Source organism: Nocardiopsis sp. NPDC006198, from assembly GCF_040613895.1.
Taxonomy (GTDB): domain Bacteria; phylum Actinomycetota; class Actinomycetes; order Streptosporangiales; family Streptosporangiaceae; genus Nocardiopsis; species Nocardiopsis tropica.
In genome coordinates this window covers 84806-110025 of sequence record NZ_JBEXSY010000018.1, presented here as the reverse complement: position 1 = coordinate 110025, position 25220 = coordinate 84806, and the positions used below count along the sequence as shown (strand labels likewise).

Annotated in this window: 20 protein-coding genes; 7 read left to right on the top strand and 13 right to left on the bottom strand. The window is 74.7% G+C overall.

All coding sequences use genetic code 11. The features are described 5' to 3' along the window. The first annotated feature begins 104 nt into the window (after window positions 1–104). The 6 genes from ABZ234_RS15015 to ABZ234_RS14990 all read left to right on the top strand — a co-directional run bounded on the left by ABZ234_RS15015 (window position 105) and on the right by ABZ234_RS14990 (window position 10655). Window positions 105–1220 (top strand): Gfo/Idh/MocA family oxidoreductase, encoded by a 1116-nt coding sequence (locus ABZ234_RS15015; protein WP_267945631.1) that lies wholly within the window; start codon window positions 105–107, stop codon window positions 1218–1220. A 16-nt stretch (window positions 1221–1236) separates the two neighbouring features. Beyond that, complete coding sequence (locus ABZ234_RS15010) at window positions 1237–2142, top strand: PmoA family protein (protein ID WP_355012401.1); 906 nt, start codon at window positions 1237–1239, stop codon at window positions 2140–2142. Next, on the top strand, window positions 2139–2891 hold the full coding sequence (locus tag ABZ234_RS15005; RefSeq protein ID WP_355012400.1) for a cupin domain-containing protein: 753 nt from the start codon (window positions 2139–2141) through the stop codon (window positions 2889–2891). The genes ABZ234_RS15010 and ABZ234_RS15005 overlap by 4 nt, the downstream gene beginning before the upstream one ends. Window positions 2892–3070: 179 nt before the next feature. After that, a complete protein-coding gene (locus ABZ234_RS15000; protein WP_355012399.1) occupies window positions 3071–5320 on the top strand; it encodes a heavy metal translocating P-type ATPase in 2250 nt (749 codons plus the stop codon). A 385-nt stretch (window positions 5321–5705) separates the two neighbouring features. Beyond that, complete coding sequence (locus ABZ234_RS14995; protein WP_355012398.1) at window positions 5706–6692, top strand: sporulation protein; 987 nt, start codon at window positions 5706–5708, stop codon at window positions 6690–6692. A 255-nt stretch (window positions 6693–6947) separates the two neighbouring features. Then, window positions 6948–10655, top strand: coding sequence for an AAA family ATPase (locus ABZ234_RS14990; protein WP_355012397.1), 3708 nt, complete (start codon window positions 6948–6950; stop codon window positions 10653–10655). A gap of 211 nt (window positions 10656–10866) precedes the next feature. On the opposite strand, the gene ABZ234_RS14985 is transcribed toward ABZ234_RS14990, so the two are convergent. The 11 genes from ABZ234_RS14985 to ABZ234_RS14935 form a co-directional block, all read right to left on the bottom strand. Next, complete coding sequence (locus ABZ234_RS14985; RefSeq protein WP_355012396.1) at window positions 10867–11742, bottom strand: F510_1955 family glycosylhydrolase; 876 nt, start codon at window positions 11740–11742, stop codon at window positions 10867–10869. Between the two features lie 69 nt (window positions 11743–11811). After that, window positions 11812–12432, bottom strand: a complete 621-nt coding sequence (locus ABZ234_RS14980) for a DUF305 domain-containing protein (protein WP_355012395.1) — start codon at window positions 12430–12432, stop codon at window positions 11812–11814. Window positions 12433–12556: 124 nt separating this feature from the next. Beyond that, entirely contained in the window at window positions 12557–13051 is a 495-nt protein-coding gene (locus ABZ234_RS14975; protein ID WP_355012394.1) for a DUF6153 family protein, read from the bottom strand. 324 nt (window positions 13052–13375) lie between these two features. Next, window positions 13376–13792, bottom strand: coding sequence for a hypothetical protein (locus ABZ234_RS14970; protein ID WP_355012393.1), 417 nt, complete (start codon window positions 13790–13792; stop codon window positions 13376–13378). A gap of 98 nt (window positions 13793–13890) precedes the next feature. Next, window positions 13891–15384 carry a SulP family inorganic anion transporter gene (locus ABZ234_RS14965; protein WP_355012392.1) on the bottom strand — a complete coding sequence of 498 codons (1494 nt, stop codon included), beginning with the start codon at window positions 15382–15384 and terminating at the stop codon, window positions 13891–13893. Window positions 15385–15902: 518 nt separating this feature from the next. Continuing rightward, window positions 15903–16307, bottom strand: a complete 405-nt coding sequence (locus ABZ234_RS14960; RefSeq protein WP_352985917.1) for a MerR family transcriptional regulator — start codon at window positions 16305–16307, stop codon at window positions 15903–15905. A 237-nt stretch (window positions 16308–16544) separates the two neighbouring features. Next, window positions 16545–17933, bottom strand: coding sequence for a tripartite tricarboxylate transporter permease (locus ABZ234_RS14955; protein ID WP_344178708.1), 1389 nt, complete (start codon window positions 17931–17933; stop codon window positions 16545–16547). After that, window positions 17930–18346 carry a hypothetical protein gene (locus ABZ234_RS14950; protein ID WP_344178710.1) on the bottom strand — a complete coding sequence of 139 codons (417 nt, stop codon included), beginning with the start codon at window positions 18344–18346 and terminating at the stop codon, window positions 17930–17932. Before ABZ234_RS14950 ends, ABZ234_RS14955 begins: the two co-directional genes overlap by 4 nt. Window positions 18347–18465: 119 nt before the next feature. Continuing rightward, window positions 18466–19734: a hydroxymethylglutaryl-CoA reductase, degradative gene (locus tag ABZ234_RS14945; protein ID WP_267945647.1), complete on the bottom strand. Its 1269-nt coding sequence runs from the start codon at window positions 19732–19734 to the stop codon at window positions 18466–18468. A 96-nt stretch (window positions 19735–19830) separates the two neighbouring features. Further along, window positions 19831–21765 carry a GAF domain-containing protein gene (locus tag ABZ234_RS14940; RefSeq protein WP_355012391.1) on the bottom strand — a complete coding sequence of 645 codons (1935 nt, stop codon included), beginning with the start codon at window positions 21763–21765 and terminating at the stop codon, window positions 19831–19833. Between the two features lie 171 nt (window positions 21766–21936). Continuing rightward, window positions 21937–23418, bottom strand: a complete 1482-nt coding sequence (locus tag ABZ234_RS14935) for an MDR family MFS transporter (RefSeq protein ID WP_355012390.1) — start codon at window positions 23416–23418, stop codon at window positions 21937–21939. Between the two features lie 119 nt (window positions 23419–23537). On the opposite strand from ABZ234_RS14935, the gene ABZ234_RS14930 reads away from it, so the two are divergent. Then, window positions 23538–24143: a helix-turn-helix domain-containing protein gene (locus tag ABZ234_RS14930; RefSeq protein WP_355012389.1), complete on the top strand. Its 606-nt coding sequence runs from the start codon at window positions 23538–23540 to the stop codon at window positions 24141–24143. A gap of 63 nt (window positions 24144–24206) precedes the next feature. On the opposite strand, the gene ABZ234_RS14925 is transcribed toward ABZ234_RS14930, so the two are convergent. Then, a complete protein-coding gene (locus ABZ234_RS14925) occupies window positions 24207–24389 on the bottom strand; it encodes a DUF397 domain-containing protein (protein WP_267945649.1) in 183 nt (60 codons plus the stop codon). Continuing rightward, window positions 24386–25165 carry a helix-turn-helix transcriptional regulator gene (locus ABZ234_RS14920; protein WP_344178718.1) on the bottom strand — a complete coding sequence of 260 codons (780 nt, stop codon included), beginning with the start codon at window positions 25163–25165 and terminating at the stop codon, window positions 24386–24388. Before ABZ234_RS14920 ends, ABZ234_RS14925 begins: the two co-directional genes overlap by 4 nt. Window positions 25166–25220 lie beyond the last annotated feature (55 nt).

Here is a 25220-nt window from a genome sequence, read left to right as displayed (position 1 = left end):
TTCGCGGGCGGAGAGGGTCTTGACGCGCGGCGCCAACGCTCATACCTTAGGCCGGGCCACAAAAAGTGAACGTTCACTATTTCTCCGACCCCCCAGGAGCACCCGTGACCGGTTCCAGACCCCCGATCCGTGTGGCCGTCGTCGGCAGCGGCGCGATAGCCACCGGCAGGCACCTCCCCGCCCTCGCCGCCATGGGCGACCGGGTGGACGTGACCGCACTGGCCGACCTCGACGGAGCACGTGTGGAGGCGGCGGCGGACGAGCACGGCGTCCCCGGCAGGTACACGGACGTCGACGCCATGCTCGCGGCGGAGTCCCCCGACCTCGTGATCGTCTGCACACCGCCCTCCGCGCACAAGGGCGCGGCCGTCGCCGCCCTGGACGCCGGGGCCTGGGTGTGGTGCGAGAAGCCGCCCGCCCTCTCCCTCGCGGAGTACGACGAGGTCGTCGCCCACGAGGGGGGCGGGACCGGCCCCTTCGCCAGCTACGTGTTCCAGCACCGCTTCGGATCCGGCGCCGAGCGCCTGCGCCGCCACATCGCCGAGGGCACCCTCGGCCGCCCCCTCGTCGGGGTGTGCCACACGCTCTGGTACCGGGACCCGGCCTACTTCGAGGTCCCCTGGCGCGGCCGGTGGGAGACCGAGGGCGGGGGCCCGAGCATGGGCCACGGCATCCACCAGATGGACCTCGCGCTCTCGCTGCTCGGCGACTGGTCCGAGGTGACGGCCTCGATGTCCACCCTCGCGCGGTCCACCCGGACGGAGGACGTGTCGTCGGCGATCGTGCGGCTGGAGTCCGGCGCCACGCTCTCCGTGGTCAACAGCCTGCTCTCGCCCCGGGAGACCAGCTACCTGCGCTTCGACTTCGAGGACGCCACGGTCGAGCTGGAGCACCTCTACGGCTACGACAACACCCACTGGCGCTGGACCCCCGCGCCGCACGCCGCGCGGGCCGGGTCGGGCGCGTCCTGGCAGCCGCAGGAGGATGTGCCGAGTTCCCACCGGATCCAGCTCGCGGCGCTCCTCGACGCGATGGAGCGCGGCGAACGGCCCCGCGCCGGCGGCCACGACGGGCGACGGGCCCTCGAACTCGTCGCGGGCATGTACCGGTCGGCCTTCCTCGGCGGGACGGTGCGGCGCCAGGACCTGACCCCGGACGACAGCTTCTACCACTCCATGCACGGGGGCGACGCGGCCAGGGCCGCGGCAGCCCTCACCTGACCCGAGGCGAGGACCAGTGTCCGACACGATCACCCTGTCCAGAGACCCCGACGCGCTCACCGTCACGGCGGCGGGAACCGAGATCGCCCGCTACGTCCTGCGGCCCGACGCCCCGGCGGTCGAGGCCCCCAAACCCTTCCTCCACCCGCTCCGCACCCTCGGCGGCGCCCCCCTGACGGCCGTGCGGCCGTGGGACCACCGCTGGCACAAGGGCCTGCAGATGACCTGGTCCCACGTCTCCGGGCAGAACTTCTGGGGCGGGCCGACCTTCGTGCGCGGCAGCGGCTACCAGCGGCTCGACAACGTCGGGACGATCCGCCACGAGCGCTTCGAGGCCGTGGTCGAGGGCGACGGCGAGGCCGCGTTCACCGAGAGCCTCGCCTGGACGACCTCGACCGGAGAGCGGTGGATCGGGGAGAGGCGCACGCACCGCTTCCACGCCGCGGACCCCGCCCGGGGGATCTGGGCCCTGGACTTCGCGACCTCGCTGACCAACGTGCGCGGCAGCGCCCTCGAACTGGGCAGCCCCACCACGCACGGCCGCGACGCCGCGGGCTACACCGGGCTGTTCTGGCGCGGTCCGCGGTCGTGGACGGGGTGCGACGTGGTGAGCGCGACGGGGGTCACCGGGGGCGACGTCATGGGCACCCGGTCCGACTGGATCGCCCTGACCGGACAGCACGACGAGATCGACGGCGGGGCGACCGTCCTCTGCTTCGCGGGGACGTCGAGCGGCGCGGCGCCCATCCGGTGGTTCGTGCGCTCCGAGCCGTTCCCCGTGTTCAGCCCCTCGCCGTCCTTCGACGAGACGGTCGTCCTCGAACCGGGCGGCGTCCTGGACCTGCGCCACCGGCTGGTGTTCGTCGACCGGATGTGCGCCTCCGACGAGGTCGGGGCCCTCGCGGCGGAGTTCGCGCCGTGAGCGCCGTCCCGGGGTTCCCCGGAGGGGCGGCCGTCAGCAGCCTCCGGGTCTACGACTGGGAGGCCGCGGACGGGCTCCACGGCGGCACGCCCCACGTGCACACCGCCTCGTCCGAGGCGTACGTCGTGGTCGCCGGCCGCGGGGAGGTCCACACCGTCACCCCGGAGGGGAGCGCCGCCGACGCCCTGGCCCCCGGGACGGTCCTGTGGTTCGGTCCGGGCACGGTGCACCGCCTGGTCAACCACGGCGGGCTGGAGATCACCACGGTCATGCAGAACGCGGGCCTCCCGGAGGCGGGCGACGCCGTCTTCACCTTCCCGCGCGCGGTGCTGGCCGACCGCGCGGCCTACGAGGCCGCCGCCCGCCTCTCCCAGGACGCCCCGGAGGAGGAGCGGGCGGCGCTGGCCCGGGCCCGGCGCGACCTCGCCGTGGAGGGGTACCTGGAACTCGTCGCCGCGGCCGGGGAGGACGGCGGGGAGGCCCTCCGGGAGTTCCACCGGCTCGCGGCGGAGATCGTCCGCCCCCGGGTGGAGGCGTGGCGGGAGATCTGGCGCGAGGGGGTGGAGCGTGAGGCGGAGCTGACCCGGCGGCAGCTGGCCTCGCTGGAGCGGGGCGACCCCGGCGCCATGGCGGAGGCGGCCGTGGTGCGCACCGAACCGCTTCCCGGGCCGCGGCACTTCGGCATGTGCGGCCGGCTCCGCAAGCGGCGGCCGAGACCCTCCGGCGGTGCGGACGGCCCGGCGCGCTGACCAGGCGCGCCGCCGGTGCGGCGGGGCCCCGGCCCGGATGGGCGTACGGGCGGAGGCCGTGGGGCCCGGGCCGGCCGCCCGGCCCGGGCCCCTCCGGAACGGCACGGGCCGGAACGACACGGTGGAACACGGGACCATTTTCCTTGTCACATACCCCCTAGGGGTATACCGTGGGCGCCATGGACGAGACACCGCGAGAACACGACCCGCACCACGACCGCACAGGCCCCTCGGAACACCCGGGGCACGCCGCCCCCGACGACCGCGCACCCCGCGCGGACCACTCCGACCACCCGGACGACTCCGCCCCCGCGGGGCACGGGCAGGGCGGGCACCCCGGGTCCGACCACTCCGACCACAGCAGACACGCAGGACCCTCAGACCACTCCGAACACGGAGGGCACTCCGGGCACGCGGGCCACGGCGACCACGTGGGCCAGTTCCGGCGGCTGTTCTGGATCATGCTGGTCCTGGCCGTTCCCACGGTCGGCCTGAGCACGATGTTCGCCTCCATCGCGGGCTACCCGGTTCCGGAGTTCCCCGGCGCCGGATGGGTCTCACCCGTGCTCGGCACCGTCATGTACCTCTGGGGCGGCCGCCCGTTCCTGACGGGCGCGGTCGACGAGATCAGGGCTCTCCGGCCGGGCATGATGCTGCTGATCGCCCTGGCCATCACCGTGGCCTTCTTCTCCTCCTGGGGGGCGAGCCTGGGCGTCCTCTCCCACGAGCTGGACTTCTGGTGGGAGCTGGCCCTGCTCGTCGTGATCATGCTCCTCGGCCACTGGATCGAGATGCGCTCGCTGGCACAGACCTCGTCCGCGCTGGAGTCCCTGGCCGCGCTGCTGCCCGACGAGGCGGAGAAGGTCGTCGGCGACGAGGTGGTCACCGTCGCCCCCGCCGACCTGGTCCTCGGTGACACGGTCGTCGTCCGCCCCGGCGGACGGGTCCCCGCGGACGGCCTGGTCACGGAGGGCACCGCGGACGTCGACGAGTCGATGATCACCGGCGAGTCCCGCCCCGTGAGCCGGGGCCCCGGGGACCACGTCGTCGCCGGGACCGTCGCCACGGACACGGCGCTGCGGGTGCGGATCACCGCCGTGGGCGAGGACACCGCGCTCGCCGGCATCCAGCGCCTGGTCTCCGACGCCCAGAGCTCCTCGTCGCGCGCGCAGCGCCTCGCGGACAGGGCCGCGGCCTGGCTGTTCTGGTTCGCGCTGGGAGCGGCGGTCCTCACCCTCATCGCCTGGTCGGTCCTGGGGTCGCCCGACGACGCCCTGGTCCGCACCATCACCGTGCTGGTCATCGCCTGCCCCCACGCCCTCGGTCTGGCCATCCCGCTGGTGGTCTCCATCGCCACGGAGCGGGCCGCCAGGGGCGGCGTCCTGGTCAAGGACCGCATGGCGCTGGAGAGCATGCGCACCGCCGACACCGTCCTCTTCGACAAGACCGGCACCCTGACCAAGGGCGAGCCCACCGTCACCGACATCGCCCCCGGCGCCGGGCTCGGCGAGGACGAGCTCCTGGCCCTGGCCGCCGCCGTGGAGGCCGACAGCGAACACCCCCTCGCCAGGGCCGTCGTGGCCGCCGCGCGCCGCAGGGGCGTCGACGTGCCCCGGGCCACCGACTTCCGCGCCTCCACCGCCGTGGGCGTCTCCGGCACCGTCCGGGGCCGAAGGGTCGACGTGGGCGGTCCCGGCATGCTGGAGGCGCACGGCGCCGAGGAGATGGCGGTCGCGCACACCTGGAAGGACCGGGGCGCGATCATCCTGCACGTGCTGTCCGACGGGGAGGTCGTCGGCGCGCTCGCCCTGGCCGACGAGGTCCGGGAGGAGTCCCGGCAGGCGGTGCAGGCCCTGCACTCGCTCGGCGTCAGGGTCGTCATGATCACCGGGGACGCCGAGGCGGTCGCGAACTCCGTCGCCGCCGAACTGGGCATCGACCAGGTCTTCGCCGGTGTCAGGCCCGAGGACAAGGGGGCCAAGGTCGCCGAGCTCCAGCACGGGGGGCGCAAGGTCGTCATGGTCGGGGACGGCGTCAACGACGCCCCGGCGCTCGCCCGGGCCGACGTCGGGCTGGCGATCGGCGCGGGGACCGACGTCGCGATCGCCTCGGCCGGGGTGATCCTGGCCAGCGACGACCCGCGTTCGGTCCTGTCGGTGATCGAGCTGTCGTGGGCGGGGTACCGGAAGATGCGGCAGAACCTGTGGTGGGCCGCCGGGTACAACCTGGTGTCGGTGCCGCTGGCCGCTGGTGTGCTCGCCCCCGTCGGATTCGTGCTGCCGATGGCCGTGGGCGCCGTGCTGATGTCGCTGTCGACGGTCGTGGTCGCCCTGAACGCGCAGCTGCTGCGCCGGCTCGACCTCCGTCCGGAGGCAAGCACGGAGGCCCTGCTCCGGTCGGCCGGCACGCGTGAGCGGATCGGGGCGTAGGCGTCGGCCCGGCACGCCCGGCCGACGGCCGACCGCTCCGGCGGGATCAGGTCCGCGCCCGGAACCCCCGGGGCCGCGGGGGCGCGTCCGCCCTCCTGCCGGCACGGCCGTCCGGGAGGGCTCCGGGCGCCGCGGTTTCCGGTCCGGCTCCTCCACCGTCTTCCCACCGCACGGGAACGGGGCGGCGCCCAGGTCGCGCGTGGTCCGCGCGCCCCGGCCGCCGCCCCGTTCCCATTTGGGACGTCCCCGAAGCGGCGGTCCCCGGAAGCGCCGCTCCCCCGGCGGAACCGGGCCGGGAGGTCCCGCGTTCGCAGGACGTGACGAGCCGTTCGGCGCCCGCGCCCGCGGGCGATCCCACGCACGCGGCCCTCCCGGAAGGAAATCCATGGTCTTCAAACGTCTGCTCGCGGCCTTCGGTATCGGCGGGCTCAGCATCGACACCGTCGTCGAGAACCCCCACACCCGTCCCGGCTCCGCCCTGGAGGGGCGCGTCGAGCTGAGCGGCGGGGACGGGGACGCCGAGATCGCGGAGATCGTCCTGGCCCTGGTCGTCAGCGCCCAGGACGGCGACGAGCACGAGGGCGTGGAGTTCGCCCGGGTCCCGGTGGCCTCGGGGGTCCGGTTGGCCGCCGGGGAGACCCTGTCCGTCCCCTTCGCCTTCGGCATCCCGTGGCAGACACCGCTCACCGAGGCCGGGGGCGGGCCCCTGCCGGGCGTCCTGGTGGGCCTGCGCACCGAGGTCGTGGTCGACGGCGCCTCCGACAAGGGCGACCTGGACCGGCTGCACGTCCATCCGCTGCCCGTGCAGGAGCGCGTGCTGGAGGGTCTGGCCCAGCTGGGGTTCGGGCTCGGGTCCACCGGTGTGGAGGGCGGCTACCTGGCGGGGACGGCGCAGGAGTACCCGTTCTTCCAGGAGTTCGAGTTCCACCCCTCCGAGCGGTACGCCCACGAGATCGGCGAGGTCGAGATCGCGCTCGTCCCCGACCCGGAGGGCGTGTCGGCGGTGGTGGAGTTCGACCGCCGCGGCGGGATGTTCTCCGAGGGCGGGGAGGTGCACAGCGGGTTCCGTGTCGGGCACCACGACGCCGACCGCCTGGACTGGGCGGGGACGCTGGACTCCTGGATCGAGGAGTCGCTCGGGCGCCACCGCGAGCTGTTCGGCGGACAGCACCACGGTTACGGGGAGCGGTACCACGAGGAGGAAGAGGAGCGCGGCGGCGGCATGCTCGGCGTCGTCGGCGGGGCCGCCGCGGGTGTCGTGGGCGGCCTGGCCGCGGGTTACGTGGTGTCCGAGGTCGTGGACGGGATCGGCGAGGACTCCGACGGGGAGGAGCAGGCCGAGGAGGAGGAAGAGGAGTCCGACGAGGAGTGACCCGGCCCCGGTGAGCACGCGCGGGCGGGGGTCCCTCCCCCGCCCGCGCGGGACCGCGGAGGGCCGGACCGTACCCTCGGGGGGTACAGCCGCAGCGGGCCGCGGGCGCTCCCGTCCGGGCGGTGCCGCACGGGCGGCCGCGGGCGGGGTCGCCGCCCCGGCACAGGCGGAAAATGTCTGTCGTCCCCGGTAACCAGGACCGTATCCTCACACGGCGTCAACGCCTGTCCCGCCCCCTCCCCCGAAGGAGTCCGTGTGTCGGCGATCCGTCTGCCCGAGCACCTGGAACTGCTGCTCACCGACGAACCCGTCCTCGACATCTACGAGTACGGGCCGTGGCGGGTGCCGAACCGGCTCGTCGACGAACTCGTGGAGCTGTTCGACCTGGTCATCGAGGACCCGCGCGGCCGGGAGTTCCCGCCCGGGCAGCCCTCCGGGACGGAGCAGCAGCGGCACAAGCGCCTCCGGGGCGACGTCGTCGACCACCTGGTCACCCTCCAGGGACCGCTGCGGGTCGTCGGCGGCAGCAGCTCGCGCATGCCCTCCATCCTCATCGGCCGCCACTCCACCGCGGACAACCTGACGTCGCAGTCCCACCAGTGGCTCCTGGACACCCTGACCATGCCGCCGTGCTACGGCCTGATCGAGGTGGCCAAGGAGCGGGAGCACCGCCGCACCGCCTTCGCCCTCATCGGCGACGTCCTGGACGCAGCCGAGGGCGTCGAGCCCTGGGAGGAGCGCCGCCGGGCCTGGCGAGACCTGCTCGACCGGCGTGCCGCGCACCCCGCCGACCTGGAGTTCGACATGTCGGCGAGCCCCCGCGACCTGCGGACCACCTGGGCGGCGGCGATCGACGCCGAGCACTTCCCGCGCATCCCCGAGTTCGCGCCGCCCGCGCGGTTCCTGGCCTGGGCCCACGAGAGGTTCGCCCCCGCGCACGCGCGGCTGGCCGCGGTCGCACACAACGTCCCGTCGCTGTCCGACACCCTGGTGGACCTGTGCCTGGGCCTGCGCCTGTACGGCCTGCCGCCGATGACCAGCTCCCTCCTCGACCCCGGCGAGTACCGGGAGCTGTCGGCGGACTTCGCCGGGCGCAGGAAGGCGTTCGACCTGTCCGCGTGGCAGGACCGGGTGCGCACCTGGCTGTGGCAGGGCGTCGTGGCCGGGGAGGCCGACACCTGCCGGACCTGGCTGGACATGGGCACGCGCTGCGCGCTGGCCCTGAGCTCCAGCGGCAACGAGGTGCGCAAGTCCAACCGGTTCAGCAGCCCCCTTCCGGTCAGCGGGTTCCAGACCGACCTGCGCCGCTACTGCCGGCCGCCGAGCACGCCCGTGACCGTTCCGGGGCTGCCCGGCACGGACGGGCCGGAGCAGGCCGCGCGGCCGCGCACCGCGGACCCGGCCCTCGGCCCCACCCCGCTGGAGCGGTTGGACGCGCTGGTCGGCCTGGAGGAGGTCAAGCGGGAGGTCCGGGCCGTGGCCGCCGAGGCCGAGACCGCGCGCCGCCGGGCACACGCCGGGCTGTCGGTCGCCGCCCCCGGCAGGCACATGGTGTTCGCCGGGTCCCCCGGCACGGGCAGGTCCACGGTGGCCGGGATCATCGGGTCGCTCTACGCGGACGCGGGACTGCTGCGCACGGGCCGGGTGACCGAGGTGGGACGGGCCGACCTGGTGGCCGACCACTCCGGCGGCGTGGCCGAGCGGGTCGCGCAGGTGGTGCGCGGCGCCCTGGGCGGCGTGCTGCTCGTGGACGAGGCGGCGGCGCTGGCCGGGACCGAGAGCGGGCGCAACCCGGGTGCCGACGCGCTGGCGGCGCTGGCGCGCAAGATGGACGAGCACGCCGACGAACTGGTGGTGGTGTTCGCCGACACCGAGCAGTCCCTCGGCCGCCTGCTGTCGGCCCACCCGCGGCTGGCCGCCCGGATCGGCCGACGGCTGTCGTTCGGCGAGCCGACCGGCGGGGAGCTCACCGCGATCTTCGCCGCCATGGTGGAGGACGGGGGCCTGGAGGCCGACCCGGAAACCGTGGCCAAGGCCGGGAGGCTGCTGGAACGCCTCGCGCGCGGCCGCGGTTCCGCCGGCGCCCGCACGGCCCGGATGCTGCTGGACCGCGCCCTGTCGCGGCAGGCGGTCCGGGTGGCGGCCTCGCCCGCCGGTTCTCCGGCGGGTCTGGGGGCGGGCTCCGACGCCTCGGACGGCGAGACCGACCGGCTGCGCCGCCTGCTGGCCGAGGACCTGCCCGAGACCCCGGAGTCGGTCGCCGCGGTCCCCGTCGGACGGGGGACGTCGAGGGTCCCGGAGGACCCGCTGGCCGAGCTGGACGCGCTCGTCGGCCTGGAGGCGGTCAAGCGGGAGGTGCGGCTGTACGCGGCCGAGGCCGAGGCCGACCGGCTGCGCGCCGCCTCCGGGGTCCCGGTGTCCGCGCCGGCACGGCACATGGTGTTCACCGGCAGCCCGGGCACGGCCAAGACGATGGTCGCCCGGATGCTCGGCGCGGTCTACGCGAAACTGGGCCTGCTGTCGTCCGGGCACCTGGTCGACGTCTCTCGCGGCGACCTGGTGGGCGAGTACATCGGGCAGACGGCGCCGAAGGTGGAGCGTGTGGTGCGCGGCGCGCTGGGCGGGGTGCTGTTCGTCGACGAGGCGTACGCGCTCACCTCCTCGACCTCGACCAACGACTACGGGGCCGAGGCGGTCGCGACGCTGCTGCGCCTGGTGGAGGACCACCGCGACGACCTCGTCGTGGTGGTGGCCGGGTACCCGGAGGAGATGGCGCGGTTCCTCTCCTCCAACCCCGGCCTGGCGTCGCGGTTCCCGCGTCACCTCTCCTTCCCCGACTACACCGACGACGAGCTCGCGGAGATCTTCGGGGTCATGGCGCGCGAGGCCGGGTTCGCGCTCGGCTCGGGCACGGCCGACCGGGTGCGCCGCCTGCTGCGGGCCACGGGGCGCGACCACGCGTTCGGCAACGCGCGGCTGGTGCGCAACCTCCTGGAGCGTGCGACGGCCCTGCAGGCCGAGCGCATCACCGACGGCCGGAAGCGGTCGGCCGACGAGTTGCGCGAGCTGCTGCCCTGCGACCTCCCCCTGAGCGCGGGCGCCCGGGTCGGCGCCCCCGCGCAGGAGGACCCCCTGGCCTCCGCCGAGCGGCTCGTGGGCCAGGAGGCGGCCCGGCGGGAGCTGCGCGCGCTGGACGCGCGGGCCGGGGTGGAGGAGGCCCGCCGCTCCGCGGGGATCACCGTGTCGGGCGCGATCGACCACATGGCGCTCCTCGGCCCCGCGGGTACCGGGCGGGCGACGTTCGCCGAGCTCGCCGGAGCGGTGTGCGGCCGCCGCGGGCTGCTGTCGTCGGGACATGTCGTGCGGGTGGGACGGGAGGAACTGCTGGGGGCGATGCCCGGGCAGAGCGCACAGCTGACCGCGTCGGCGGTGCGGTCGGCGCTGGGCGGGGTGCTGTTCCTGGCGGAGGCGCACACGGTGCTGGCCCGACCCGGCGCCGACGCGTCGGTGGACGAGGCGGTGCGGGAACTGGTGCACCTGACGGGTGTGCACCGGCACGACCTGATGGTGGTCGTGTCCGGCTCCGCGGAGGGGCTCCCGGGCCTGCTGGAAGCGCGCCCGGAGCTCGACGCGCTGTTCACGCGGAGGCTGCGCTTCGCCGACCTGTCCGAGGAGGACCTGGCGGAGGTGTTCTCCGGGCTCGCCCGGGAGGCGGGGTTCCGCCTGGCCCCGGGTACCGCCGGGGCCGTGCGCGGACTGCTGCTGCGGGGGCGGCCGGAGTCCCCGTCCAACGCCCGTCTGGCGGAGGACCTCTTCGAGCGGACGGCCCGCGCCCAGGCGGAGCGGGTGGCGGGGCTGGACCTGGGCGACGGGGACGTGCTGCGCACGCTCGCCCCGGAGGACGTGCCCGCCGGCCTGCCCGGGCACGGGACCGCGTGGACGGGCGCGGGCCTGTACCTGTAGGGCGCGGGCCGGGGCCCGGCCCGCGGCCGCTCCTCCCGCACAGGGCACGGGCCCCGGGGCCGGGCTGTCCCGAAGGGCCCCACCGGCCCCGGACGCCGGTCCCGGGGCCACGGAGCGCGGACCCCGGTCGAGGGGGACGGGGCGGCGGAGGGGCCGGGCCGCGGGGGACGGGGGCCGCGGTCGCCGCGCGTGCGACCGCGGCCCCCTGCCCTCACCAGGAACCGAAGACGGAACCGCCGTCGGTGGACCGGACCACCCGGTCACCGGCCACCGCGACGACCTGGTCGGCATCGGCGTGGAGCGCCTGCGCCCCGCCGTCGATCCGTCCGGCCGGCTCCCACGACGCGCCGGCGTCCTCACTGCGGTGGACGCCGCCGTCCGGCGCGACCCCGAGAACGGTGTCCGTCCCCGGGACCCAGTCGACCAGCGCCAGCAGCGGCGCCCCGTCGACGGCGGAGAATCCGGACCCGCCGTCGGTCGAGCGCACCAGCCCGCCCCGCGTGGTCGCCACGACGGTCCGGCCGTCGTCGGCCACCCCCAGGGAGAACGGTTCGACGCCCTCGTCGAGTGCCTCCCACGTGGTGCCGTCCTCCGTCGCGCGCAGGGCGCCGTCGAACCCGACCACCCTGTCGGGCGTCGCGGCCAGGGCGTGGAAGTCCGACCGCCCCGCCCTCGACAGCGCCTGCCAGGTCGACCCGCCGTCGCGGGACTCGATCAGGCCCACCGGGTCGGGCATGTCCACCCCCGGACGGGGGTGTCCGCTCGCCACGTAGCGCCCCGGTCCGGCGACCGCGAACCCCATCAGGTCGATGGCCGGACCGACCCTGCGCGCCTCGGCGGCCCCGTCCCCCGTGCCCGGGGCGGGCAGGACGTAGAGGCCCTCGTGGGTGGCGACCAGGATGTCGCCGCTCTCGGGATCGACGTCCACGGCGTGCACGTGCGACACCTCCCCGGGCAGCGCGACGCCTGCCGCGGCCGTCCCGGACGAACGGTCGGCCCCCTCCTGCCCCTCCGCCGCGCACCCGGCCGCCATGACCGCCAGGACCGCCGTCGCGGCCGACAGCCGCGTCCTCTGTCTCGTACTCACTCTTCCCACCGATTCCTCCGAAAGCCGATCGGGCGCCGGGCCGGTCGCCCGGCGCCCGCGTGGACGCGGTCAGTGACCGCCGTGCTCCCCGCTCCCGGAGGACTCGTCCCGGTCGCCGCCACCGGCGCCGCCGAGCATGGTCTCCATCAGCTCGATCTCGGACCGCTGCGCGTCGACGATCTCCTGCGCCAGCTCCCGGGCCTCGGGGTCGGCGCCCTCCTCCAGCTCGGTCTCGGCCATCGCGACGGCCCCCTCGTGGTGGAGGACCATCAGCTCCAGGAACAGGGTGTCGAAGGCCCCGCCCCCGGCCCGCTCCAGTTCGGCCATCTGCTCCTGCGACAGCATGCCGTCCATGCCCGCGTGGTCCCCGGCGCCGGTGTCCTCGCCCCACGACTCCAGCAGGCCGTTCATCCTGTCGATCTCCGGCCCCTGCGCCGCCTCGATCTCCTCCGCCAGCGCACGGACGTCCTCACCCGCCCGCGCCTCGGCCAGCTCCGACATCTCCACGGCCTGGCGGTGGTGCGGGATCATCATCCGGGCGAACTCCACGTCCGCCCCGTTGAACGCTGCCGCGCCCCGGTCGGCCGCCTCCGGCGACGGGCCGTCGCCGGTTCCGCCGCACGAGGCCAGGAGCAGGGCTGCGGCGACCGCGGCCGCCGCCGAGGCGAGGGTGCGCTTGTTCTCGGTCATGGTCGGTCCTTCTCTCTTCCGTGTGGTCCTGTCGCCGCGCGCCCGGACCGGGCCGGCGCGGCGTCGCTGCAGAGGTGTCGGCCGGACGGCGCACCGGGTTCCGCGGGCGCCGTCCGCGTGGCTCCTATATGCGGAGCACCTGCAACCGGGCGAGAGAGGGCGGGTCGGGGGGCCGGCGCAGGGGCCCGGCCGACCGCCGGACCGACGGCGGTGTGCGCGAGGGCGTTCCGGGCCACCGGGCGAACGCCACCGTGGCGACCCCCAGGAGGACGGCCGCCAGGCCGAGGACCGCCAGGCACATCAGCGTGGGGTCCGTGGGCGGGGGCTCGGTGACGCCGGGGCCGGGCGCCGCCCGCTCCGGGACGGCGGCCGCCGGGGACGCGTCGGCGTCGGCGGCACCGCCCTGCCACGCGGCCACGGCCGTCGGCGCGGGTCCGCCGCCGTGGTGGCCCTCGGACACGTGCCCGAGCGTGTGCATCGCGCCCACGCCCAGCACGAGCGCGGCCGTCAGCAGGAGCCGCAGCCGGGCGGGCTTCGGTCGCGGGCGCGCCGCCGACCGCCGCCGGGCCCCGGCAGGGGCCCTCGGCGTGTTCGGGCCGGCCGCGTCGGGCGCGGTCACGCCGGCCTCCCCCTGCGGCGTGCTCCGCGCGGTCCTCGGGGGCGGTGGTCGTCCATGTCGGCCTCGTCATGGGGTGGCGCGCTCCGTGGAGCGCTGCGGAACAGAAGGCGTCGTCGCGGCCTGCGCGGCGCGGGCCGCGGGCCGGGGGCGGCGGCGCCTCCGGAGCGGGCGCCGCGGACACCGCACCGGCGCCGGGGTCGGCGAAGGTCCGGGGGCGGTGCCCGAGGTGCGGCCGGGCGCGCCGGCCCGGCGCTCCTCAGGTCGCGAGGGGCCGCGGGCGGACGCGCGGGCGCGCGTGCTCGGAGGTGCTGCCGTTCGGCCGGTCTACACCCGGCGGACGCACAGGGACACGAGTGCTCTCGTGCCCGCGAGGGGCAGCCCCCGGCGGCGCCGCGGCGGACGGTGGCCGCCGACCGGGCGCGGCGCGGGGAGGAGCGGGCCGGCGAACGCGAAGACGCCGAGGCCCAGCAGGGCGGACGCGGAGAGGGACCCGCCGCGCTGGTCGGCCACGACGTCCGCGTCCTCGTCACAGGTGCCGTGCCCGTCGGCGTGCGGTGCGTCGGGGACTGGGGCCGCGTGTGCGGCCGTCCCGCCCGCAGTGGGCGGGGAGGCGGCGGAGGCCTCGGACGGAGCCGCGTGCGGATGGCACAGCAGGACGGCCACGAGGCCCAGGGCCGACAGCACGACGAGGACCGCCCTGGTCCAGAGCGGCCTCATCGTCGTCGCGGTTGCCGTGGCCACGTCCACGAGGTTACCCACACCGTCGGCCCGTCCGGCGGCGCCCCCGGAGATCCGTCCCGGGGCGCCGCCCCGGGACGGGTCCGTCTTCCGGGGCCCGGTCAGTGCCCGGCGGGGAGCCTGCCCGACAGCTCCTTGTGCAGGTGTGCGCTGGGCTCGTTGAGACCGTTGATCTCCACCTCCACGCCGTGTCTGCGGAAGCGTTCGGTCACCTGGTCCAGAGCGGCGACCGCCGAGGAGTCCCACACGTGGGCCCCGGTCATGTCCACCACGACCTTCTCCACCCCCTCCTCGGTGTAGTCGAACCGGTCGACCAGCGCCCCGGTGGAGGCGAAGAACACCTCGCCGTTGACCGAGTACACGCGTGTGCCGCCCTCGGGGTCCAGCACGCTGGTGACGCCCGCCTGCATGGCGGCCCCTCCGGCGAAGGTCACCATCGACACGACCACGCCCACGATCACGCCCAGGGCCAGGTTGTGCGTGGCCACGACCACGGCGACGGTGACGACCATGACCAGGGTCTCGGTCCAGGGCATCCTCCTGACCGTCCCGGGGGCGATGCTGTGCCAGTCGAAGGTCACGACGGACACGAACACCATCACCGCGACCAGGGCGGCGATGGGGATCATCCCCACGAGGTCGCCCAGCCCGACGCACAGCACGAGCAGGAACGCCCCCGCCAGGAACGTCGAGACGCGGGTGCGGGCTCCGGAGCTGACGTTGATCATGGTCTGGCCGATCATCGCGCAGCCGGCCATGCCGCCGAAGAAGCCGACCAGGACGTTGGCGATGCCCTGTCCGCGGGCCTCGCGCGCGTGGTTGGAGGTGGTCCCGGTCTGGTCGTCGACGACCTTGGCGGTCATCAGCGACTCCATCAGCCCCACCAGGGCGAGGGTCAGGGAGTAGGGCGCGATGAGGACGAGCGTGTCCAGGGTGAAGGGCACGTCCGGGATCAGCGGGACCGGGAGGGTGTCGGGCAGCTGCCCCATGTCGCCGACCGTCCGGCCGGGGATGCCCAGGCCGATCGCGGCCACGGTGAGCACGACGATGGCGACCAGCGGGGCCGGGACGGCCTTGGTGAGCAGCGGCAGCCCGAAGATGATGCCCAGTCCCACGGCGACCATCACGTAGACCGGTACGCCGACCCCGACCAGGTGCGGCATCTGGGCCAGGAAGATGAGGACGGCCAGGGCGTTGATGAACCCCGTCATCACGCTGGGCGGCACGAACCTCATCAGCTTGGCGACGCCGAGCAGGCCCAGGGCGACCTGGACGACCCCGGCCAGGATGGTGGCGGCGATGAGGTGGTCGACGCCGTGCTCCATCGACAGCGGCGCGGCCACCAGGGCCATGGCCCCCGTGGCGGCGGAGATCATCGCCGGCCGCCCGCCCAGGAAGGCGATGGACACGGCCATGACGAAGGAGGCGTACAGGCCCACGCGGGGGTCGACCCCCGCGATGATGGAGAAGGCGATGGCCTCGGGGATCAGCGCCAGCGCGACGACCAGTCCGGCCATCACGTCGGCACGCAGCTGGGCGCCGCCGGGGAGTTTCGACAACAGAGCCCTCGAGGGGTTCTTCACAGGCAGATTCATGGAACCCGTCCGATTCGGGCGGCCCGCGGCGCGGACCGCTGCGTGCAGGTCTGGGGTGCGGCATCGGCGCGCGGGGGCGGTGCGCCGGACGGCAGGGGCCCGGGTCGGCGCGCGGCGGCAGGCGGTCCGGATCCACCGGGATCGGGTCGAACGCGCGCGGGGGTTCCTCGCGGCGACCCTGCTCGCCTCAACTCTACTCTCACGTAAGGGTTGAATCCTGTGTCGGGACTGAGACGGCCCTCACACCGCCACCCGCTGTCCCTACCGCCCCACGCCCCACGCCCCACGCCCCACGCCCCACGCCCCACGCCCCACGCCCCACGCCCCACGCCCCACGCCCCACGCCCCACGCCCCACGCCCCACGCGACGGGAGTGTGTCACCGGCACGGCCTGGAGGCAGGAGGGGGACGGCGGCCGCGCCGGACGCCCGGTGCCGCAGGCGCCGCGGCCCCATGGGCGGCGCGGCCCGCCCGAACTCACGGGGCGACGGGCGGCCCGGCCCCGCGGTGGAGCGGCCTCACGCGCCGCCGTCGAGCCTGGCGCGCTGGTCGCGGAGGCGTCCGGCGAACTCCTCCGCCATGTCCAGGCGCTCGCGCAGGACCCGGCAGCGCTCCGCCGCAGCCTCGCCGAAGGCGTCAAGACGGGCCAGCAGGCCGGCGCGCTCGTCCGGCGTCACCCCGCCGGCCTCCAGGGCGTCGAAGGCGCCGAGCAGGTCGCGCATCTCCTCCAGGCTGAACTCCAGCGGCTTCATCCGCTTGACGAGGAGCAGGCGTTCGACGTCGGCGCCGGTGTAGAGGCGGAACCCGCCCTTGGAGCGCGCCGACGGCTCCACCAGCCCGACCTCCCCGTAGTAGCGGATCGTACGCAGCGACAGCCCCGTGCGCTCGGCGACCTCACCGATCTGCATGCGGTCCTCGCCCATACGGGCCCCTCCTCAGGTACGACGCTCCACGGCCTCGGGGAGGGGCCCGCCGCGCGGGACGCGCCTCCCCGGAGGGACAAGCCTGACACGGCGCGCGGACGGGAACGACCCGCCCCGCCCGCCCGGGCCGCCGTCCACGTGTCCGCGGCCCCGGTCCCGGCGCCGCCCCGGGCCGGCAGCCGGGCATGCGGGGGCCCCGGCCGCGTGATCGCGACCGGGGCCTGCGGACCGAACCCCTCAGCCGACCAGGGCCAGCAGGGCCGGGACGGTCAGGACCGCCACGTAGAAGCCCATGAACTGCACACCCGTGTGCATGTTGAGGAACTTGTTCAGGAGCCCTCCGACCAGGCCCACCGTGAGGGTGACGCCGACCGCGAGCAGCCCGCCCTCGTACAGGCAGATCACCATGATCAGACCGGCGAAGGCGCCGATGATCGCCTCGTGGGAGACCTTGCGCATCACGAACGAGGCGGCGCGGTGCGCGTAGGTCATCGCGAAGGGGTACGCCACGGCCGACGCCAGCGCCACGCCCAGCAGCCCGTACACCAGGAACTCGCCGCCCGACAGCAGGTCGTGCAGGTTGTTCGTGGCACCGGTCTCGGTGTCCACCGTGTACACGGGCGGCGCGTTGAACAGCGGCGCGGCCGGGCCGGCGGCCATCGGCGAGAGCGGCAGGCCCAGCGCGATCAGCGGGATCAGCGTCTCGGCGATGTAGGTGGACTCGGTCGTGCCGTTGCGCACCGACATCACCGAGGTCAGCCGGTGGTAGCCGTTCTTGATGCGCGCGCCGGCGATCTCGCCCATCAGCACGGTCATGGCCACCGGGGAGAACACGAACGTCGCGCTGGAGACACCGGCCGCCGCGCTCGTGTACCCCAGCTGCTTGCGGTCCAGGACCTTCAGCGGGTTGGGCAGCCGCCCCTTCCAGGTCCGGGTGTCCGGGGCCAGGTCGAAGGTGCGCGGCGCCTCCCGGCGCAGCGAGGCGCGCCCCGACGGCGACAGCGCCATGAGCAGGTCGGCGATCAGCGGGCCGGTCGCGATGCCCAGGAAGAAGCTGATCGACAGGGACGTCCCGGTGGTGTTCGTGACGAAGGCCTGGAGGCCCACGACCAGCAGCACGAACGGCACCAGCGCCAGCACGGAGGCCAGGCGGCCCTTGGAGGTGTAGGCGATGAGCACGGCCGCGGCCACGAAGATCCACGGCGCCGCCCTGCCGATGGTGTCGGCGAAGGGGCTGAGCAGCCAGGCGAACAGCACCGCCAGCGGCACCGAGATGAACGCGGCGACCACACCGCCCGAGATGGCCTTGCGCAGCGCGATGTGCGGCACCCCGAGTTCGCGCAGCATCTGCGCGTCCCTGAGCATCGGCACCGCCATGGTGTCACCGGGGATGCCCAGCAGCGTGGTGGGGATGGCGTGCGTGATGTGCTTGGCGACGATCCCCGCCATGAAGAAGGTGAACACCCCGGGCGCGGGGACGCCCAGCAGCACCACGAGGAGGGTCAGCGGGGCCACCGTCGCGGTCTCGTCGGTGCCCGAGACCAGTCCGATCAGCGCGAAGACCATCGCGCCGACCAGACCCATGCCCAGGGCCCAGGCGGCGTCGGTGAGCAGTTCGGGGCTCATTCGGCCACCGTCCCGCCGCGGCGCTCGTGCTGCGCGCGCAGGTCCTCGTACAGGCCCAGCGCGCGGATCTCGTCCTGGACGGGGCCGGGCAGCTCGCCGGGGTCGCCCAGGGGCCCGTACTCGGCCTCGATGGCGTCCATCGCCTCCGCCCGGCCCTCGCGGGAGGTCTGCTGCTCGGTGACCACGCGCTTGGGCGCGAAGAGGCGGGCGCCGACGAACCCGGCGATCAGGCAGCCGGCCAGGCCCACGAGCAGGGCGTAGGACCCGGACAGGGAGTCGTCGCCGGAGCCGCGGGAGAAGAAGAGGTCGGCGACCAGGTAGAGGGGGGTGGCGATGCCCACGCCGAGCGCGATCGCGCCGAGCGTGTGCCGGGAGTCGACGGTGTCGCCCCAGATCTCCAGGAGGTTGGACATGGTTGGTTCCGTTCACTGAGGGTGGCGGACGCGCGGAGGGCCCTGCGGCCCCGGGCGCCGCGCCGGGTGGGGGCGTGCGGGGGCGGCGGCTGCCGCGCCCCGGCACGGGGTCCGGTGCGTCACCGGCTCCGGATCTCGGCCAGGACGGCCTCGGCGCGGTCGTGCCGGAAGGCCTTCTCCGAGATCAGGACCGCCACGACCCGGTCCACCTCGCCGCCGGCGGCGCCGACGGCGATGGCGATGTTCTTCGCGTGCAGGGACATGTGGCCCCGCTGGATGCCCTCGCCCGCCAGGGCGCGCACGGCGGCGATGTTCTGGGCGAGGCCGACGGCGGTGACGAGTTCGCCCAGTTCCCGGGCCGTGGTCACCTCCGTGACGGCGATGGCCGCGCGCGCGGCCGGGTGGGAGCGGGTCGCCCCGCCGACCAGGCCGACCGGCATCGGCAGTTCCAGGGTGGCCACGATGTCGCCGTCCGCGTTCTTCTCGAAGGTGGACAGCGAGGAGTAGACGCCGTCGGCGTTCACGGCGTGGGAGTGGGCGCCCGCCTCGACCGCGCGGGTGTCGTTCCCGGTGGCCAGGACCACGGCGGACACGCCGTTCATGATGCCCTTGTTGTGGGTGGCGGCCCGGTACGGGTCGGCGGCGGCGAGCCGGTAGGCGTGGATCATGTCGTCCACGATCTCGGCCCCGCCGAGGGCTTCGGCGTCCAGGACGGCGCGGGCCCGGCTCAGCCGCAGGTCGGCCTTGTTGGTGAGGATGCGCAGCACGGCCCGGCCGCCCGCGATCTCCGCCAGGCGCGGGGCCACGGCCTCGGCCATGGTGTTGACGGCGTTGGCGCCCATGGCGTCGCGCACGTCCACGACCAGGTGCGCGACGACGTAGGTGGCGCCGGGCGCCTCGACGGTGCGCACGGTCAGGTCCAGGACCCCGCCACCCACCTCGGCGAGCTTGGGGTCCTGTGCGGCGGCGAGGGCGATCAGCTCGTCGCGGGCCTCCAGCACCCGCAGCCGGGCCCCGGCCGGGTCGACGACGTCCACGACCTGTACCTGGGCCTGCATGACGGGTCCGGTGCTGCTGGTGGTGAAGCCGCCCCGCACCCGGGCGATCCGGGCGGCGTTGCTCGCCGCCGCGACCACGGACGGCTCCTCGGTGGCCATCGGCACCAACACGTCCCGCCCGTTGACGGTCACGTTGGTGGCGATGCCGACGGGGATGCCCATGACGCCGACGACGTTCTCGATCATGTGCTCGGCGGCCTCCACGCCCAGCCCGCCCGGCTCCAGGGCGTCGAACACGGCGGGCTCCACGCCGCTCTCCCTCGCCACGGCCTCCCGGCGCTCCTGGACCGTGAGCGTGCGGAACCCGGTCAACCTGCTGTTCTGAGCCACTGCGTGCTTCCCCCGTGGAACGGGCACCGGTGTGCGGTGCGTCACTGCTGTCCGGTCCATGTAAGCAGCGAACGTCACACGGACGACATGTCCGGTTCAGACAACGGGGGCCGCGTTCACATGTCTGTTTCCTGCAGTGCGCAGCCGGTGGAGGCGCGCGGCGACGCCCACCCGGAACATCGGGTCGGGGGCCCTCCAGTCCGGTCCGAGCAGGGCGGTCACCCTCTCCAGGCGCTGCTTGACGGTGTTGGGGTGCACGTACAGGGCCCGTGCGGCACGGGAGACGCTGCCGCCGCCGTCGGCGTAGGCGGCGATGGTCGCGGCCAGCTCGGTGCGGTGCTCGCGGTCCCAGTCGACGACGGGGCCGATCATCCGGTCGACGAAGGCGAGCGCCCGGGCGCCGTCGGTGCCGAACATCGCCAGGTAGGGGGCGTACTCGTCGGCCTCGTGCGCCCCGTCGGACACGCCCAGCGCGGGCAGGAGGCCGGCGCACTCCCACGCCTCGGCGAGGGCCGCGCCGATTCCGGCCGGGCCGCTGACCCGGGAGGCGACCGCGAGCATGGGCCCCTCCTCCCGCGCGCCCCGGCTGCGGCGGACCTGGCGGGCCGCCTCGCCGGGGTCGCCTCCGGGGACCAGCACCGCCACGCCCTCCCCCTGGGCCGCGACCAGCCACCTGCGGCTGGCGGCGGACAGAGCGCGCAGCAGCGGATGGCGCGCCCGGTCGGGGACGGGCACCACCACCCCCGACCAGGGCTGGTCGAGGACGATGCCGCGTGCGGCGGCCCGCCGCTCCAGCGCGTCCATGTCGGCCGATCCCGAGACCAGGTCCAGCGCCAGTTCGCCCCGCACCCGCTCCTCCGCGTCGGTCAGGGCCTCGCGCTGCATGGTCAGCAGGGCCACGATCTGCCCCGAGCGCTCGATGGTGCGGCGCTCCACGTCGGTGAGCGGGGCCGGGCCGACGCCCACGAGCAGCAGGCCCAGCAGCTCCGAGCCCGCGATCGCGGCGGCGACGACGTCCAGTCCCTCGGCGCCGACCGGGGCGCAGTGGCCCGAGGCCCGGCTGCGCTCGGCGGCCCGCACCGCCGGGGCCGACAGCCGCCCCCGCGTCCACCAGCGGCCGCCCCCCTCGGCGGTCGCGGCCACCGGCCGCAGCTCCCGGTCGGCGATGGCGACGGGCCGCCCCAGCGACTCGGCGAGCGTGGCCGCGACCTCGCGGGGGCCGTGGCCGGACAGCACCAGGGCGGTGAGCCGCTCGTGGACTCGGGCGGAGGCGTTCATGGCCTCCAGGTGGCGCTCGGCGCGGGACTGGGCGTCCTCGGCGCGGTCGGCGGCGTCGGTCACCGCCGAGAACAGCCGGGCGGTGTGCAGGATGACCGCGGCGTGGTCGGCGAAGGCCGACAGCAGCGCGATCTCGTCGCTGGCGAAGGAGCGCGTGGACCTGTCCGCGGCGAAGAGGACCCCGAGCACCTCGCCGTTGGCGGCCATCGGCACCCCGAGCAGGGACCGCAGGCGCTCCTCCCCCACGGCGGCGTCGATCTCGGGGTCGCGGTCGAGGTCGTGCTCCGCGCCGTAGTCGGCCGTCCACTGGGGCGACCGGGTGCGCACCACCCGGCTGGCGATGCCCATCCCCGCGGGGACGCGCAGCCCCTGGAAGCGGGGGGAGACCGTGCCTCGGCTCGCACGGACGAACAGCTCGTCGGTGCTCTCGTCGTAGACGGAGAGGTAGGTGACGTCGGTGCTGACCAGGTCGTGGGCGCGGTCCACGAGTTTGCGCAGCAGGGCCTGCACGTCGCGGACCTCGACCAGGTCGCGTGTGCTGGCGATGAGGGCGGACAGCTCGCCGTCGCGACGCCGCAGCCTGCCGAACCCGGCGGCGGCCCGCTGCGCGCGGACGACCACCCCTTCCTCCACGGGCCCCAGGAGCGAGCGCACGTCCTCGGCGGAGAGCTGGTCGCCCGACTCCACCCGGGCCAGCAGGTCGACGACCGCGCGCTGGGCCCGGGGATCGAGTGGCGCGGGAGTGTCGTGCATCACGGAAGTATCGCATCTCCTCAGGTGGGAGGGCATACCGGCCGCCGCCGGGCCGCGCTCCGCGCTCCTCCGGGGCGCGTTCCCGCCCCCGTGCGCCCCGTGCCGGGGGACGCCCGCCCCGGGCGGAGGGCTGGGCCCGGCCCTCCGCCCGGGGCGTGGGCGCGACACGGGTCAGGCGTCGGCGCCCTCCCGGTCGCCGTCCCGGCCGATGCGCCGCACGAACGGGGCGCACACCACCGCGACGAGGCCGAGGCAGCCGCCGATGACGAACGCGTCCTGTGTGCCGACCGCCTGCGCCCCGGCTCCGCCGAGGGCCGCCGCGGCCGCCGCGCCGATCGACATGGCGGCGACGAGCAGGGCCGTGCCGGCCGCTCCGGCCAACTGCTGGAGGGTGTTCATGATCGCGCTGCCGTGCCCGTAGAGGCTGCGCGGCAGCGCTCCGAGGGACAGGGTCATCAGCGGTGTCATCAGCATGGCCATGCCGGTGCAGAACACCACGTGCATGGCGACCACGAGTCCGGCGGAGGTGTCGGCCCCCACCGTGCCCAGCCACCACTGGCCGCCGCACAGCAGGAGGGCGCCCGGAACGACCAGGGGGCGCGGTCCGACACTGTCGTAGATCCGGCCGATGAGCGGTGACAGGACGCCCTGGACCAGGCCGCCCGGCAGGAGGAGGAGCCCGGTCGTGAGCATGCTGAGGCCCAGCGCGGTCTGGAGGTAGATCGGCAGCACCACGACGGTGCCCAGCATCGTCGCCATGCAGACGACGACGATCACCAGGGAGACCCGGAAGTTGTGGACGGCGAACGGGCGCAGGTCCAGCAGGGCCGCTCCGCTCCGCTGCAGGCGCACCTGGCGCACCGTGAACAGCGCGAGGGCCGCGACGCCGACCACCAGTGCCGCCGGCGGCTGCCAGGCCCCCGCGACCGCGGCGCCCACGGAGGCCAGGCCGTACACCAGTCCACCGAAGCCGAAAACGGAGAGCACGACGGAGAGCAGGTCCAGCGGCGCCCTGCGGGTCTCGTCGGCCACGCGGATGAACACGAGTCCGAGCACCAGCGTGACCACGCCGATCACCAGCATCAGGCCGAACACCCAGCGCCAGCCCAGGGAGTCGGCGACGACGCCGGAGACCGTGGGCCCGATGGCCGGGGCCACGGAGATGACCACGGAGTTCAGGCCCATGACGGTGCCCCGGTGGGCGACCGGCACGGACGTGAGGGTGGTGGTCATGAGCAGGGGCAGGATGATCGCGGTCCCGCACGCCTGGACCACCCGGGCCAGCAGCATGGCGGTGAAGCCCGGGGCCACGGCCGCCAGGGCGGTTCCGACGAGGAAGAGCAGGACGGCGGCCGTGAACAGGGCGCGCGTGGTGAACCGCTGGAGCAGGTAGCCCGTGGTCGGGATGACCACGGCCATGGTCAGCATGAACCCGGTGGTCAGCCACTGCACGGTGGTGGCCTCGACACGGAACTCCTGCATGAGCTGGGGCAGCACCACGCTGAGGACGGTCTCGTTGAGGATCATCAGCAGCGCGGAGACCGCCAGGACGGCGATGACCGGCGCGACCCGCGCGGGCGGCCGAGGGCCTTCCCCCTCCGGTGAGGGGGTCTCGGCAGCCGGGGGTTCGTCCCGGTTTCGGACGTGCGTCATGGGCACCTTCTTCTCGTTGGCGAACTCCGAGATAGTGTCACAATGTGCCAAGTTGTCGTAAGCTGACATAACTCGGTGTGCGCATCGTCACCGCGGGCGCGTGTGCTAGGAAGGACCGCATGAACGACGACGTCCCCCGCGACCTGCGCGCCAGGAGGCGCCTCACCACGCGCCAGGAGATCCACGAGGCGGCGCTCGCGCTGTTCGAGGAGCAGGGGGTCCGGGAGACGACCGTCCAGCAGATCGCCGAGCGGGCGGGCGTCTCCTCCCGCACCTTCTTCCGGCACTTCGAGTCCAAGGAGCAGGCGGGCCTGCCCGGCCAGCACCGGCTGCTCGGTGTGATCGACGGCCTGGAGGCGTCCGACCCCGAGCCCGCGGCCGTGCTGCGCGCCATCGAGTCCGCCGCGGAGAGCGCGATGGACCGGGAGAACGACCCCGGACTGGAGGAGCACCGCCGCGTCGCCCGGCTCCTCGCGCGCGAACCCGACCTCCGGGCGCTCGCGGCCTCCCAGGAGAAGGACCTGGCCGCACGGCTGAGGGCACGCGTCGCCGAGCAGGTCGGGGAGCACGACCCGGTGGCCGTGCTGCTGGTCGCCGAGGTGGCGGTGGCGGTGTGGCGCACGAGCTGGGAGCGGTGGGGCGAGATCTCCGCGGGCGGCGGGACACAGGACCCGGTCGAGGTCTACCGGCACTGCCGCGGGGAGCTGCGCCGCGTCGTCGGCTGACCCTGTCCATCGGGCCTCCCCGCAACCGGCGCCGGGCGTCGCGGAACCGGGCCGCGGGCCGCCTCAGACCCGCCGCCGGGCCGCCTGCGAGCAGCCGAGGAACACCCGCCACTCGTCGGCGGGAAAGGACAGGAACCCCGCCTCCCGGTTGCGGGCGTCGCGCACGTCGGCCCCGCTCTCGTGCTCACGGGCCTCCACGCAGTGGGACCCGCTCTCGGAGTAGGTGGACTTGTGCCAGGCGTTCACAGCATCCCCCGCAGGAACTCGACCGTGTGGCTCACGGGAAGTGCCATGCTCAGCGCGTCGCGGACCTTCCTCTCCAGGACGGCCGTCTCGGAGGGCTCCTGGTGCACGAAGTTTCCCCCTCCGTGGTCCGAGGACGCAATGATCGTCCCGTCGCGCAACCTGTACACCTGGACCGGCGCAACCGATGCAAGGTACAGGGAGCCGTTCGGGAACACCTGTACGGATGTCCGGCCGCGCGCCACCATGTGCAGGAGCGACTCCGCCTGCTCCTTCCTGACCGTTTCCGGCATCCATTCCAGTGCGAACTGCGGAAAGACCGCGGTGATCAGAGGATTGTTCCTTCCGACCAGCGCCTCGTACCTACTCACCCGCAATTGCGACAAACGCTCTATTTCGTCGTCCGACTCGGTCGGACGCCCCGCACGGAACACCTCGCGCGCATAGGACAGGCACTGCACCAGCCCCGGGACGACCGACACCGTGACCGTGTCGATCGTCAACGCCTCGTTCTCCAGATCCCCCAGGGACCGCATGAACGACGGGATCTCCGCCCCGGCCACCTCCAGGCGCCACTCCCGCAGCAGCGCCCCGTTGCCACCGAGCAGGTCGCTCAGCTGCTTCACCCTGTCCTGGCGGGGGCGCGCCTTGCCGCTCTCCCACCGGGACAGGGTCGAGGCGGCGACACCGGAACCGAGCCTCTGCGCCAACTGGCGCTGCGTGTAGCCGTTCAATTCACGCGCCTTACGCAGAGATGTCCCGAAAATATTTGCACCCATGGTGGAAATTGAAGCACCGCGGTGCACATTCGACCACACGGACAGGGAGAAATTC